Origin of the sequence: Arsukibacterium sp. (assembly GCF_018402695.1) — a bacterium.
GTDB lineage: Bacteria > Pseudomonadota > Gammaproteobacteria > Enterobacterales > Alteromonadaceae > Alishewanella.
On sequence record NZ_JAGYIM010000011.1, the window covers coordinates 288637 to 301318 of the forward strand.

Genomic DNA, 12682 nt, shown 5'->3' on the forward strand with positions numbered 1-12682 from the left:
AGCGTTACTCTCTTAAGTCAACCGTACTGTTGGCAATGATCCGGGTCATTATCAGCCAGGCTTGCAAATTCTGCTGCAGTGCGGCCGGATCAATTTTATCCAGGGTATCGTTGGGTGTGTGATGGTAATCAAAGTAATCAGTACCATCCTGTTGCAACGAGGCGACCGGCACGCCGAGGGCTTTTAATACTGAAACATCCGGCCCGCCAGACGCGGTATTAGTGCCAGCTTCAATACCCAGGTGCTTAAGTTGTTGTTGCAGGTCTGAACCAAAAGCCAACGCCTGTTCACCAAAACCGGTATCAAAGCGCCAGACCCGGCCAGCACCAAAATCTGACTCAGAGGCAAATACATGGTTTTTCAATGCAGCGGCGTGGCGGGCAGCATAGGCACGCGCACCAATCAGGCCACCTTCTTCATTACCAAATAAAACCACCCGGATAGTACGCTCTGGTTTGTGTTGTTTCAACAGGGCTGCGGTTGCCATCACTACACCGACCCCGGCACCATCATCCAGCGCGCCGGTTCCTTCGTCCCAGGAATCAATATGTGCGCTAATCAGCACTATTTCATCAGGACGTTTGCTGCCGGTAATTTCAGCAATCACATTATGGCTGGTGACTTCGCCCGGCAGGTTATTTTTCATATTGAGACTTAAACTGGTTTCAGGATGGAGAGCCAGCATTTTGCTCAGCTGCTGGGCGTCAGGTACTGAGATAGCCGCTGCCGGGATCCGAGGCACATCATCGGCATATCGCATAATACCGGTGTGGGCAAAGCGGTTATTACTGCTACCAACTGAACGGATAATAATAGCTTTGGCACCCAGCTTAGCGGCTTCAACGGCGCCCTGAGCTCTGGCACCAACAACCTGGCCGTAAAAGCTGCCACGAATATCTTTGCGCAAGGCTTGATTGATAAAAACGATTTTGTCTTTAACCTCAGCCGGATCAGCTTGCTGAAGTTGTTGCATGTTATCGAACATCACTACCTGGCTGGTAATGCCGTCAAAAGGGGTGCCGACGGACCCTCCCAGCGCAGTCAGTACCAGCGCCTGGTTAAAGGGAGCTTCAACCCGCAGACTGGCATTGCCCCGCTCCCAGTATTGCATGGTAAAAGGTTCAGTCCATACTTTATCAAAACCTAACTGGTTAAATTTTTGCTCAGCCCAGGCGACGGCACGGGCGTCAGCTTCGCTGCCTGCCAGCCTTGGGCCAACTTCAACGGTAAGGGACTCCACCAGCTTATAGGCCAGATCGTTATTCAGTTCCAGCTCATTGCTCTGAGCGCTGCCGCTGATGGCAAAGCTTGTTGCTGCAATTATTGTTGTTAGCCACAATTTCATCTTTTCATTCTGCCTTAGTATTGTTACATTATCTCGACTCTAGCATGTTTTTTATACCCGCCCTAGCAGCGGGCGGTGAAATGCATTGTGCTCAGGATGAGTCTTGCGGGTAAAAAGTTTGGTACGGAATTTCGACAATAAGGCTTCAGGGATGCAAGCTCAACACTCTTACACGTCCGCATTATTGGTAGACGACACCAGAACCGTTCGGGAATATTTGCGCCAGATCCTGGGGCAGCTTGGTATTACCACTATATATGAAGCGGCGGATGGTGCCAGTGCGGCTCAGCTGTTTGCCACTTTTCACCCTCAGTTAGTTTTTCTTGATATTCAGCTGCCAGACATCAATGGCAAAGTATTATTAAGGCGTTTCAAACAGCTGGATAACCAGACTCAGGTATTTATGGTGTCTGCCTACTCCAGTGTAGAAAATCTTAAGGATGCGATTGCCGGTGGCGCTAATGCCTTTGTAGTAAAGCCCTTCTCGGCTAAACGAATATGTAATTTAGTACAGTCCCTCCAGCATTAGCTGTGAATACTAGATTTTTTGCTTATTTAATGTTCGTTTAATGTTTAAACTTGTTAAACAAGAATGATTATCTTGTCGCATTCTGGTCTAATCGGTAATAATCAGCCAAATACAGAAAGCCAGAGAAATGAAAATGAACTTGAATGACATGCTGGAAAATTCAGCACAAGCAGTGAAACTGTTAAAAGCTGTGTCGAATGAGCGACGTTTAATAATTTTATGCCACTTGCTGGAAGGTGAAATGTCGGTTGGGGATATTAATGACAAACTCGACTTAAGCCAGTCTGCGCTGTCTCAGCATCTGGCGTTGCTGCGCCGGCATAAACTGGTGAAAACCCGTAAAGTTGCGCAAACTGTCTATTATCGGTTAAGCAGTGATGAAGCGGAGCAACTTATTGCTTTGATGCATAAATTGTATTGTAGCTGATACATTAACGACACCAACAAAAAAGCCAGCTTGCGCTGGCTTTTTTGTTGGATACTATCAATTAAGCTGCTTTTAATGCCTTAACATGCGCATTTAAACGAGCTTTATGACGTGCTGCTTTGTTCTTATGGATCAGGCCTTTAGCCGCCATACGATCAATTACAGGTACCATGTTGTTGAACGCTTCAGTTGAAGCGGTTACGTCAGCAGTTAATACCGCTGCGTAGGTTTTCTTGATGAAAGTACGCATCATAGAACGTTGACTGGCGTTTTGCTGACGACGTTTTTCTGATTGAATTGCGCGCTTCTTAGCAGACTTAATGTTAGCCAAGGTAACACTCCTAAAAACTAAAACCGGACTCTTTAAAGGCCGCATAATATGCCTATTTAATGGCCCGTTGTCAAATGCTTTAATGGGAAAGTACAGTAATTAAATTGTTGCAGCTACTGGTAATCGGTAGTGATAACGGGCCAAAATAGCCCGGACGCAAATAAAGGAGTGGCGGGTGTCGGGGAAACTATTAAAATCTGGCTTAATTGTCAGTGCTATGACACTGATTTCACGGGTGTTAGGCTTAATCCGTGATGTGGTGGTGGCTAACTTTGTTGGCGCAGGGGCGGCTGCTGACGTATTTTTCTTCGCTAACCGTATTCCTAACTTTTTACGGCGTTTATTTGCCGAAGGTGCCTTCTCGCAAGCCTTTGTTCCGGTATTAAGTGAAGTAAAAGCCCAGCATGGTGATGATGCTGTGCGGGAGTTGATTGCCAAAGTAGCCGGTACCCTCGGTGTCATTGTCACGTTGGTCACCTTATTTGGCGTGTTAGCCTCGCCGCTGATCGCTCTGCTATTCGGCATGGGCTGGTTTATTGAGTGGCTGAATGACGGGCCTGAAGCCCATAAGTTTGAGCTGGCCAGCCTGATGTTAAAAATTACTTTTCCTTATCTGTGGTTTATCAGTCTGGTGGCGCTTAGCGGCGCGGTACTTAACACATACAACCGCTTTGCCGTGGCGGCATTTACCCCGGTATTTTTAAATATTGCCATCATTGGCTCGGCCTGGTATCTGGCACCGCAGCTGAGTGAACCGGCCATGGCGTTGGCCTGGGGCGTATTTATCGGCGGCCTCGTGCAGTTGTTGTTTCAACTGCCGTTCTTAGCGAAAGCCGGGTTACTGGTGCTGCCAAAATGGGGCTGGCGCGACCCTAATGTCAAAAAAATCCGTACCTTGATGTTACCGGCATTGTTTGGGGTATCGGTTAGCCAGATAAATTTACTGCTGGATACGGTGATAGCCTCTTTTTTATTAACCGGCGCAGTAAGCTGGCTGTACTATTCTGACCGACTGATCGAGTTTCCACTGGGCTTGTTTGGTATTGCGATAGCGACAGTCATTTTACCTAATTTGTCACGCCACCATGCCACTGCCAGTGGCGCCAGGTTCCGGCACACCCTGGACTGGGCTATCCGGTTTGTGGCGATGTTCGGCTTGCCGGCAATGGCCGCGCTTATTGTCCTGGCCAAACCAATTATTATGCTGCTATTTATGCGCGGCGAATTCAGCCAGCAAGACGTGATGATGGTGTCATACAGTTTGATGGCCTATGCCACCGGCTTGCTGAGTTTTATGCTGATTAAAGTATTGGCGCCCGGTTTTTATGCCCGGCAGGATATTAAAACGCCGGTTCGGATCGGTATCATTGCCATGATAGCCAATATGGTATTGAATTTAATGTTGGCACCCTGGCTCAGTTATGTCGGCCTGGCATTGGCCACGGCGATGTCAGCCAGTTTAAATGCATTTTTACTTTACCGGGGCCTGGCGTTGGCAGGGGTCTTTCAGGTTAGTAAAAGCAGCTGGATATTTCTGGCAAAAATTGTCCTGGCCAGTTGCCTGATGGCCGGCGGCTTGTATTGGTTAAGTCCGGCGTTTACTGTCTGGCTGGCGCTGGATTTCTGGACCCAGGTTATTCGTCTGGCATTATTGTGTGTGCTGGGTATTGTCAGCTATTTTGCCATGTTATGGTTGCTTGGGGTGCGATTATCCGATTTTCGAGTGCAAACTGTTGCTGAAAGCAATTAAGTTAGTGGTTATAATGCCACGTTTATATGCAGTAGCGGCAACCTTAAGGCAGGCATGGAGTTAATTCGCGGCTTACACAATATTCAACCTCAGCATCATGGCTGCGTGTTGACCATCGGTAATTTTGATGGTGTCCATTTGGGGCATCAGGCTGTGTTACAAAAAGTGCAGGCCATTGCCGCGCAGTTGAAATTACCGTCCTGTGTGATGGTGTTTGAACCACAGCCACTGGAGCTATTTGCCGGTAGCGCTGCGCCAGCCCGCTTAAGCCGTTTTCGGGAAAAGTATAACGCGTTAGCACGATTGGGGATTGACCGCTTACTGTGTGTTGGCTTTAACCCGCGCTTTGCGGCTATGCAGCCTGAGATATTTATTGAGCAGCTGTTGCTGAAACAACTGGGTGTGCAGCAACTGATTGTCGGTGACGATTTCAGGTTTGGTAATAACCGCGCCGGAGATTTTGCCATGCTGGCTCTGGCTGCCGAGCGCTATCAGTTTGGCTTAACCAGCACGTCCAGCTTAATGCTGGGTCAGCAGCGGGTCAGCAGCACCCTGATCCGCCAGGCGTTGCAACATGATGATTTAGCCGCAGCTGAGACGATGCTTGGCCGGCCATTTACCCTTACCGGCCGGGTGCGGCATGGCCGCAAACTGGGCCGGGATTTAGGATTTCCAACGGCAAATGTTTGGTTGTATCGGCGCAAGTTACCGGTTCATGGGGTTTACGCCATTACCGCTGAAACAAAATACGGCAGCTTTCAGGGCGTGGCAAATATTGGTAACCGGCCAACGGTGCAGGGCCAGCGTGAGCAACTTGAAGCACACCTTTTCGATTTTAAAGCTGATTTATACGGCAGCCAGATTGCAGTAACCTTGCGGCATAAGTTGCGGAGCGAGCAGCGCTTTGCCGATTTAACCGCGTTGCAACAACAAATTACGGCAGATATGCATGCTGCCAAAACGTATTTTAGTCGCCTGGCTATAACGGCCAGCAGCGTACGCTAACTTTTTAAAACGGAATAAAACGGATGAGCGATTATAAGCATACCCTTAACCTGCCTGAAACGGCCTTTGCCATGCGTGGTAATCTGGCTCAGCGCGAGCCGAAAATGCTGGCAGAGTGGACGGCGGATGGCCTGTATCAGCAAATTCGTCAGGCTAAAAAAGGTAAACAAAGTTTTATTCTGCACGATGGCCCTCCCTATGCCAATGGCAATATTCATATTGGTCATGCTGTTAATAAGATTCTGAAAGACATCATTGTTAAAGCAAAAACACTGTCAGATTTCGATGCCCCTTATGTACCTGGCTGGGATTGTCATGGCCTGCCGATTGAGCTGGTGGTAGAAAAAAAACATGGTAAGCCTGGCACCAAGCTGACGGTGGCACAATTCCGGCAGCACTGTCGTGACTATGCCCAGAGCCAGATTGAAGCCCAGAAAACCGACTTTGTCCGCCTGGGCGTGTTAGGCGATTGGGATAATCCGTACCGGACCATGGATTTTAGCTCTGAAGCCAATATCATCCGGGTGCTGGGCCGGATCATCGACAACGGTCATTTGCAGCAGGGTTTTAAACCGGTGCACTGGTGTACAGACTGTGGCTCAGCCCTGGCTGAAGCTGAAGTTGAGTATCAGGACAAAGTCTCACCGGCGATTGATGTGCGCTTTAAGCTGGTCGATGAGCAGCTGGTGGATAAATTTGATCACCCGGAGCAACATCGTGGCCAGGGCCCGGTATCGGTCGTGATCTGGACCACCACCCCCTGGACTATTCCGGCGAACCGGGCGGTGGCGGTTAATGCCAAACTGGATTACAGCCTGGTGCAGGTTGAGCAGGGCCCGAATGGCCCGGAGCGGTTAATTATCGCCACCGATCTGGTTACTGACGTGATGGCCAGAGCCAATATCGAACACTACCATGCGCTCGGTTTTTGCAAAGGTGAGGCGTTGGAGCTGGCCCAGTTGCGCCATCCGCTTTATGACTTCAGCGTGCCGGTTATTTTAGGTGAGCATGTTACTACAGAATCAGGCACCGGCTGTGTGCATACCGCACCAGGCCATGGCCAGGAAGACTTTGTGGTCGGCAAGCAATATGGTCTGGAAGTCGCCAACCCGGTTGGCGCTAATGGTGTTTACCTGCCAGACACGCCGCTGTTTGCCGGTCAGCATGTGTTTAAGGCCAACGACAGTGTGGTTGAGGCGTTAAAAGTCGCCGGCGCCTTACTGGTGCACAAAGCCTATAAACATAGCTACCCACATTGCTGGCGCCATAAAACGCCGATAATTTTCCGGGCGACGCCACAGTGGTTTATCAGTATGGATAAACAGGGCTTACGGCAGAAATCGCTGGCTGAAATCAGCCACACCCGCTGGATCCCGGATTGGGGCAGCAGCGCATCGAAAAAATGGTAGCCGGCCGCCCGGACTGGTGTATTTCACGCCAGCGTACCTGGGGCGTACCCATTGCGCTGTTTGTTGACAAAGATACCGGCGCCTTGCACCCGGATACCCAGGCCTTGCTGGAGCAAGTCGCGAAGAAAGTTGAGCAGGGCGGTATTCAGGCCTGGTTTGATTTAGAGGCCAGCGAGTTACTGGGTGCTGATGCAGATCAGTACGTAAAAGTAAGTGATACCCTGGATGTCTGGTTTGACTCTGGGGTAACCCATGCCTTTGTGGTGGATCAGCGTCCGGAGTTTAATCATGCCAAACAGGCTGATCTATATCTGGAAGGGTCGGATCAGCACCGGGGCTGGTTTATGTCATCGTTAATGACCGGCGTTGCCAGTAAAACCCATGCCCCGTATCGTCAGGTGCTGACGCATGGTTTTACCGTCGACGGTGAAGGCCGCAAAATGTCTAAGTCACTAGGCAATGTGGTGTCACCACAGGACGTCATGAACAAACTGGGCGCGGATATTTTGCGGTTATGGGTCGCCACAGCGGACTACACCTCTGAGATGACGGTATCAGATGAAATTCTGAACCGGGCCGCCGACAAATACCGGCGTATTCGCAATACTGCGCGCTTTTTGCTGGCAAACCTGAATGGCTTTAATCCGGCAACGGATCGGGTACCGTTTAGTGAAATGGTTGAGCTGGATTTATGGATGGTCAGCCGTGCTGCCAAATTGCAGCAGGAAATTGTTGACGCCTATGACAACTATCAGTTCCACCAGGTCAGCCAGAAACTAATGAATTTCTGTACTATTGAGCTGGGTAGCTTTTACTTAGACGTGATTAAAGACCGCCAGTATACCGCGCATCAGAACAGTATCGCCCGTAAGTCGTGCCAGACTGCCTTGTATCATATCGCTGAGGCCATGGTGCGCTGGATGGCACCAATTATGAGCTTTACTGCCCAGGAAATATGGCAGGCATTGCCAGGCGAGCGCAGTAAATATGTATTTACAGATGTCTGGTATGACGTGCTCGCTACCGTTCCGGCCGGTCAGTTTGACGATAGCTACTGGCAGCAGGTGCTGCAGGTACGGGATGAAGTTAATAAAGTGCTGGAAGCGGCGCGGCGCGAGGACAGAATTGGTGCCTCGTTGCAGGCTGAAGTTACATTGTATGCCGGCCCTGAACTGGCAGAAGCCCTGAGTAAACTGGGTGATGAGTTGCGTTTTGCCTTAATTACCTCTACCGCGCAGGTAAGCAGTGAACCGGCACCAGAGCAAGCGGTTGCCACTGATATTGCCGGCTTAAAAGTACTGGTAACGGCGTCAGCTGCTGCTAAATGCGAACGTTGCTGGCACCACCGGCATGATGTTGGTGCCGATGCTGCCCACCCGGGTATCTGTTTACGCTGTGTCAGTAATGTCGCCGGTAGCGGCGAGCAAAGGAAGTTTGCCTGATGTGGTTGCTGCGGTTGCTAAAAGAAACCGGCTGGCACTGGTGGTGGCTGATATTGTTATTTATTATGCTGGATCAAGCCTCAAAACAGTGGGTTTTGCATGCTATTCCTTATCAGGGTAGCATTCCATTGTTACCCGTTTTTGAGCTGGCTCATGTTTACAACAGAGGCGCGGCGTTTTCTTTTTTAAGTAACGCCGGTGGCTGGCAACGCTGGTTTTTTACCGGAATTGCCGTGGTAATTAGTATTGTCATTGCCATTTGGCTAAGCAGGGTTGGCCGGGCACAGCAAAAGCTTAGTCTGGCATTGGCATTGGTATTAGCCGGCGCCATTGGTAATTTAATTGACCGGGTTATTTACGGTTATGTCATCGATATGCTGCACGTGTTTTATAAAGACTGGAGTTACCCGGTGTTTAATTTGGCAGACTCAGTAATTTTTATTGGCGCAGTGTTGTTAATTTGGGATAGTTTTAGCAGTAAACCAGAGGTTAAAGCATGACGAAAGCTCAAATTGGCGCGAACAGTACCGTGCTGTTTCATTTTGATATTACTCTGACCGATGGCAGTGCGGCAGAAAGTACCCGGGTGCACAATAAACCGGCTAAGCTGCAAATGGGTGATCATAGTATTTCACCGGCGTTTGAAGCCCATTTAATGGGCATGGCGGAAGGCAGTAAAAAGACCTTCACCCTCGATCCGCAGGACGCCTACGGCATGCCCAATCCGGACAATATTTACTATGTTGATCGCAGTAAGTTTTCCAGTGATGCCCCGGCAAAAGTAGGCAGCATAATTGGCTTTGCCATGCCAGATGGCTCAGAACTGCCCGGTTTGGTGCGAGATGTAGTTGGAGATTCTGTCACCGTTGATTTTAACCATCCGCTGGCCGGACAAACGCTGACGTTTAACGTCGAAATTGTAAAAGTGAGCTGAACCAATGGATATTTTACTAGCCAATCCGCGTGGTTTTTGTGCCGGGGTTGACCGGGCCATCAGTATCGTTGAGAGGGCGCTGGAACTCTATGAGCATCCCATTTATGTGCGGCACGAAGTCGTTCACAACAAGTTTGTGGTTGATGGCCTGCGTCGCAGTGGTGCAGTATTTGTGGATGAGCTGAATGAAGTGCCCGATGGCAATATCGTGATTTTCAGCGCGCACGGGGTATCACAGGCTGTGCGGGAGAACGCGAAGCAGCGCGGTTTAAAAGTGTTTGATGCGACCTGTCCGCTGGTGACCAAAGTGCATATGGAAGTGACCCGGGCCAGCCGCAAAGGCATTGAATGTATTTTAATTGGCCATGCCGGTCATCCGGAAGTCGAAGGTACCATGGGCCAGTACGATAACCCGGAGGGCGGTATCTACCTGGTGGAATCAGTGGAAGATGTAGCAAGGTTGCAGGTGAAGAATCCGGCCCAGTTATGTTATTCCAGCCAGACTACGTTGTCAGTGGATGACACTGCCGATGTAATTACGGCGCTGCGTCAGCGTTTTCCCGATATTGACGGCCCACGTAAAGACGATATTTGTTATGCCACCCAAAACCGGCAGGACGCGGTACGTGATTTAGCGTCAAAAGCCGATTTATTGCTGGTGGTAGGGGCCAAAAACAGCAGTAACTCAAACCGCTTGCGTGAGCTGGCTGAAAAAATGGGTTCTACTGCGTATTTAATTGATACCGCCAATGATATTCAGCAAAGTTGGCTGGAAAACGTAAAAGCGGTAGGGGTTACTGCAGGGGCATCCGCGCCTGAGGTGCTGGTGCAGCAAGTGGTTGCGCAGCTGCAGATGTGGGGGGGCCGCACGGTAAATGAAAACCCGGGCCGGCCGGAAAACGTGGTATTCGCTATTCCAGCTGAACTGCGCTAAACAATGGCTTAAGCACTAAGTGAGTAGCGGCTGAGGAGTTAAGGTGAACAGAGCAGCAAATGCAACACCTTACCCGCTACCTGATCTGTGTCACGGCAGGATGGCGCTCAGGGTGCTGGTGCTGGCGCAGGCTGTGGCCATTCTACTGGCGTTTGCACCAGGTACGCTGGAAAGCCCCTGGCAGCGTTTGGGCCTGATCAGTTTGTTTGTGTACTGGATAGCCTTGTTATCCGGATATGGTTACTGCAAATTGCGGCCGTTGTTGAGCCGGCAAAAGCCCTTAACCATTGCAGCAAGTTGCCTGCTGTTACTTTTTCTAACCACTGCACTTATCAGTTGCCTGGCGTGGCTCTGGCTGCACGATGCCGGTGTATTACTGTCTCAAAGTTTTCTGCATTTTATTCTGGCTAATCTGATGATTGCACTGGTTGTCGGGCTGATGGCCATTCAGCTGGGCCTGATGCACGCCGAGCGCAACCAGCAACTTGCGGCGCAAAGCCGGGCTGAATTGGGCGCGTTACAGGCGCGGATCCAACCACATTTTCTGTTCAATAGTCTCAACACCGCCGCAGAGTTAACGCAGCAAGATAGTCAGGCTGCTGAACAGGCCCTGCTAAATCTGGCCGATTTATTCCGGGCGGCAATGCATGCCGGTGAGCAAATCAGTCTGGCTGAGGAGTTAACGCTGGCCCGGCAATACCTGGCATTGGAGCAATGGCGGATTGGGGAACGGATGCAGCAACACTGGCAACTGCCAACCACTATCCCCAAGTTGCAGGTGCCGGCGCTGACTATTCAACCACTACTGGAAAATGCGGTACGCCATGGTATTGAAAGCTGCCAACACGGTGGCAGCATCGATATTGAGCTTATTAGCAGCAGCCAGTCTGTGACCATACTTATCAGTAATCCATTCGCTCCAGCGCTGGATAAAAGCCGCAGCAATGGGGTGGCCCTGGCCAATATACGGCAACGATTACAGCTGTATTTTGGGGACGGTGCCAGTTTAAACCGCAGTATTGTCGATGGTAAATTCCGGGTTAAACTGGTGCTACCGAAAACCCAGCCTGGCGCTAACGGATGAAAGTACTTATTGTAGATGACGAGCCGCTGGCCCGCGCCCGACTTAAACGGCTACTTGCTGCTGTCGCAGAATTCAGTTGTGTTGGTGAAGCGCAGAACAGCCAGCAGGCGCTGGCGATGTATCAGCAGCTGCAACCTGATGTGTTGTTGCTGGATATTGCGATGCCCGGTGGCGATGGCCTGGAGCTGGCTGCTAAGCTGGCCAGCGAGCCGCTGCCACCGGCGATAATTTTTGTGACTGCCCACCCGCAACATGCGCTGGATGCCTATCAGGTATGCCCGGCCGACTATATCTTAAAGCCAGTTTCTGCTGAGCGGCTGACGACGGCGCTCGCCAGATTGGGCAATCGCACCCGGGCTCATCTGGAACGGGCGCCGGCAAAAGATCAAGTGATAAGTTATCAGCTTGGTTCGGCTACCCGGCAAATCAGTTTGAGCAAAGTACAATACTTCAGCGCGGACAGTAAATACGTGCGGATGGTATTTGCTGAGGGTGAGGCGCTGCTGGAGCATACATTAAGTCAGCTGCAACAACGTTTTCCGGAGCAACTGGTGCGAATTCACCGCAGTACCCTGATTAACAAACAGTATTTCAGTGCACTTCGCGCTGCACCCGATGGCAGGCACTATATCGAATTAACCGGGCTGGACGACCGGCTGGAAGTCAGTCGCCGGGCGCTTAGTCAGGTAAGACAGGCATTAAAGCTTAATTTGGGTTAGCGCTGTCCGCGAAATGGCTTATACCGTTTATCGGCTGAAAAAGCCTTTAGTCGGTGTCAGCATGGGCATAGCCCTGTTGTTTTGCTAGGGTGACGCTAACAAAAAAGTTTTTACTTATTTAATAACCCTAAAATGGAAAACACTATGGCATTAGTGGTTACATATAGCAGGCAAAACCCGCACTTACAGACTGGCAGGCAACGTGGTTTTACCCTGATTGAGCTAATGGTGACAGTGGCCGTGCTGGCTATTGTGCTAACGGTAGCCGTGCCTAGCTTTGCTAGCCTGGTAAATGGGAACCGGCTTACCGCGCAGGCTAACGATCTGCTGGCCGGTCTTATTTTAGCCAGGACAGAAGCCATAAAGCAAAATCAGAGCATGATTTTCTGTCACTCTGCTGATGGCGCTACTTGCTCTGCAGCACCGGCAGCGGGCTGGCAGGGTTGGCTGGTGCGAGGCACTATTGACGCCACGCCAATTGCTACCGGTTTGATGTTATCGTCAAATTTAACCGTTCTTACAAGTAGCAGTGTGGTAGAGGCAACGTTTGACAGTACCGGCAGTGCCATTCGGTTCAGTCCACAGGGGTTAATCCGCAGCGGCAGTGCTAATACTGCATTAAATGGTGTGTTGCGGGTTTGCCTGCCCAGCAGCCAGACTGATCCTAACAGTCGGGACATTGAATTGCGCTCAGGCGGCCGCACCCGCGTGGTCAGTAATAATGTGGCAGACAGTTGTCCAGCGCCGGCCAATCCGGTTTGATTAAGGTGTTC

General features: G+C 50.5%; 12 protein-coding genes and 1 pseudogene. 11 read left to right on the forward strand and 2 right to left on the reverse strand.

Annotated elements, in window-relative coordinates; translation table 11 throughout:
* Nucleotides 1-4: 4 nt before the first annotated feature.
* On the reverse strand, nucleotides 5-1345 hold the full coding sequence (locus KG631_RS06105) for a M20/M25/M40 family metallo-hydrolase (protein ID WP_213996712.1): 1341 nt from the start codon (nucleotides 1343-1345) through the stop codon (nucleotides 5-7).
* A gap of 151 nt (nucleotides 1346-1496) precedes the next feature.
* On the opposite strand from KG631_RS06105, the gene KG631_RS06110 reads away from it, so the two are divergent.
* On the forward strand, nucleotides 1497-1874 hold the full coding sequence (locus tag KG631_RS06110; protein WP_213996715.1) for a response regulator: 378 nt from the start codon (nucleotides 1497-1499) through the stop codon (nucleotides 1872-1874).
* Between the two features lie 127 nt (nucleotides 1875-2001).
* Entirely contained in the window at nucleotides 2002-2301 is a 300-nt protein-coding gene (locus KG631_RS06115) for a metalloregulator ArsR/SmtB family transcription factor (RefSeq protein ID WP_212682410.1), read from the forward strand.
* A 61-nt stretch (nucleotides 2302-2362) separates the two neighbouring features.
* On the opposite strand, the gene rpsT is transcribed toward KG631_RS06115, so the two are convergent.
* Complete coding sequence (gene rpsT / locus KG631_RS06120) at nucleotides 2363-2632, reverse strand: 30S ribosomal protein S20 (protein ID WP_097111893.1); 270 nt, start codon at nucleotides 2630-2632, stop codon at nucleotides 2363-2365.
* Nucleotides 2633-2807: 175 nt separating this feature from the next.
* Between rpsT and murJ the strand changes: the two genes are divergently transcribed.
* From murJ to KG631_RS06165, 9 genes and pseudogenes are all read left to right on the forward strand, one after another.
* Complete coding sequence (gene murJ / locus KG631_RS06125; RefSeq protein ID WP_213996718.1) at nucleotides 2808-4382, forward strand: murein biosynthesis integral membrane protein MurJ; 1575 nt, start codon at nucleotides 2808-2810, stop codon at nucleotides 4380-4382.
* A 54-nt stretch (nucleotides 4383-4436) separates the two neighbouring features.
* The gene (gene ribF / locus KG631_RS06130) at nucleotides 4437-5387 is read left to right on the forward strand and encodes a bifunctional riboflavin kinase/FAD synthetase (RefSeq protein ID WP_213996719.1); all 951 of its coding nucleotides are present in this window, start codon (nucleotides 4437-4439) and stop codon (nucleotides 5385-5387) included.
* A 23-nt stretch (nucleotides 5388-5410) separates the two neighbouring features.
* Nucleotides 5411-8238 (forward strand): annotated as a pseudogene (gene ileS, locus KG631_RS06135) (isoleucine--tRNA ligase).
* Entirely contained in the window at nucleotides 8238-8738 is a 501-nt protein-coding gene (gene lspA, locus KG631_RS06140) for a signal peptidase II (RefSeq protein WP_301003634.1), read from the forward strand. Before ileS ends, lspA begins: the two are co-directional and overlap by 1 nt.
* On the forward strand, nucleotides 8735-9172 hold the full coding sequence (gene fkpB, locus KG631_RS06145) for an FKBP-type peptidyl-prolyl cis-trans isomerase (protein WP_213996720.1): 438 nt from the start codon (nucleotides 8735-8737) through the stop codon (nucleotides 9170-9172). Before lspA ends, fkpB begins: the two co-directional genes overlap by 4 nt.
* Nucleotides 9173-9176: 4 nt before the next feature.
* Entirely contained in the window at nucleotides 9177-10106 is a 930-nt protein-coding gene (ispH, locus tag KG631_RS06150; RefSeq protein ID WP_213996723.1) for a 4-hydroxy-3-methylbut-2-enyl diphosphate reductase, read from the forward strand.
* A 43-nt stretch (nucleotides 10107-10149) separates the two neighbouring features.
* Nucleotides 10150-11190 carry a histidine kinase gene (locus KG631_RS06155; RefSeq protein ID WP_213996726.1) on the forward strand — a complete coding sequence of 347 codons (1041 nt, stop codon included), beginning with the start codon at nucleotides 10150-10152 and terminating at the stop codon, nucleotides 11188-11190.
* A complete protein-coding gene (locus KG631_RS06160) occupies nucleotides 11187-11909 on the forward strand; it encodes a LytTR family DNA-binding domain-containing protein (RefSeq protein WP_213996728.1) in 723 nt (240 codons plus the stop codon). Before KG631_RS06155 ends, KG631_RS06160 begins: the two co-directional genes overlap by 4 nt.
* Before the next feature lie 144 nt (nucleotides 11910-12053).
* A complete protein-coding gene (locus KG631_RS06165) occupies nucleotides 12054-12671 on the forward strand; it encodes a GspH/FimT family pseudopilin (protein ID WP_213996729.1) in 618 nt (205 codons plus the stop codon).
* Nucleotides 12672-12682 lie beyond the last annotated feature (11 nt).

What these genes read in the sequence shown, in the direction of transcription:
- KG631_RS06110 (WP_213996715.1), top strand. Translation starts at nt 1,497, where the DNA reads ATGCAAGCTCAACACTCTTACACGTCCGCATTATTGGTAGACGACACC.
- KG631_RS06115 (WP_212682410.1), top strand. Translation starts at nt 2,002, where the DNA reads ATGAAAATGAACTTGAATGACATGCTGGAAAATTCAGCACAAGCAGTG.
- KG631_RS06160 (WP_213996728.1), top strand. Translation starts at nt 11,187, where the DNA reads ATGAAAGTACTTATTGTAGATGACGAGCCGCTGGCCCGCGCCCGACTT.
- KG631_RS06105 (WP_213996712.1), bottom strand. Translation starts at nt 1,345, where the DNA reads ATGAAATTGTGGCTAACAACAATAATTGCAGCAACAAGCTTTGCCATC.
- lspA (WP_301003634.1), top strand. Translation starts at nt 8,238, where the DNA reads ATGTGGTTGCTGCGGTTGCTAAAAGAAACCGGCTGGCACTGGTGGTGG.
- fkpB (WP_213996720.1), top strand. Translation starts at nt 8,735, where the DNA reads ATGACGAAAGCTCAAATTGGCGCGAACAGTACCGTGCTGTTTCATTTT.
- KG631_RS06165 (WP_213996729.1), top strand. Translation starts at nt 12,054, where the DNA reads ATGGCATTAGTGGTTACATATAGCAGGCAAAACCCGCACTTACAGACT.
- ribF (WP_213996719.1), top strand. Translation starts at nt 4,437, where the DNA reads ATGGAGTTAATTCGCGGCTTACACAATATTCAACCTCAGCATCATGGC.
- ispH (WP_213996723.1), top strand. Translation starts at nt 9,177, where the DNA reads ATGGATATTTTACTAGCCAATCCGCGTGGTTTTTGTGCCGGGGTTGAC.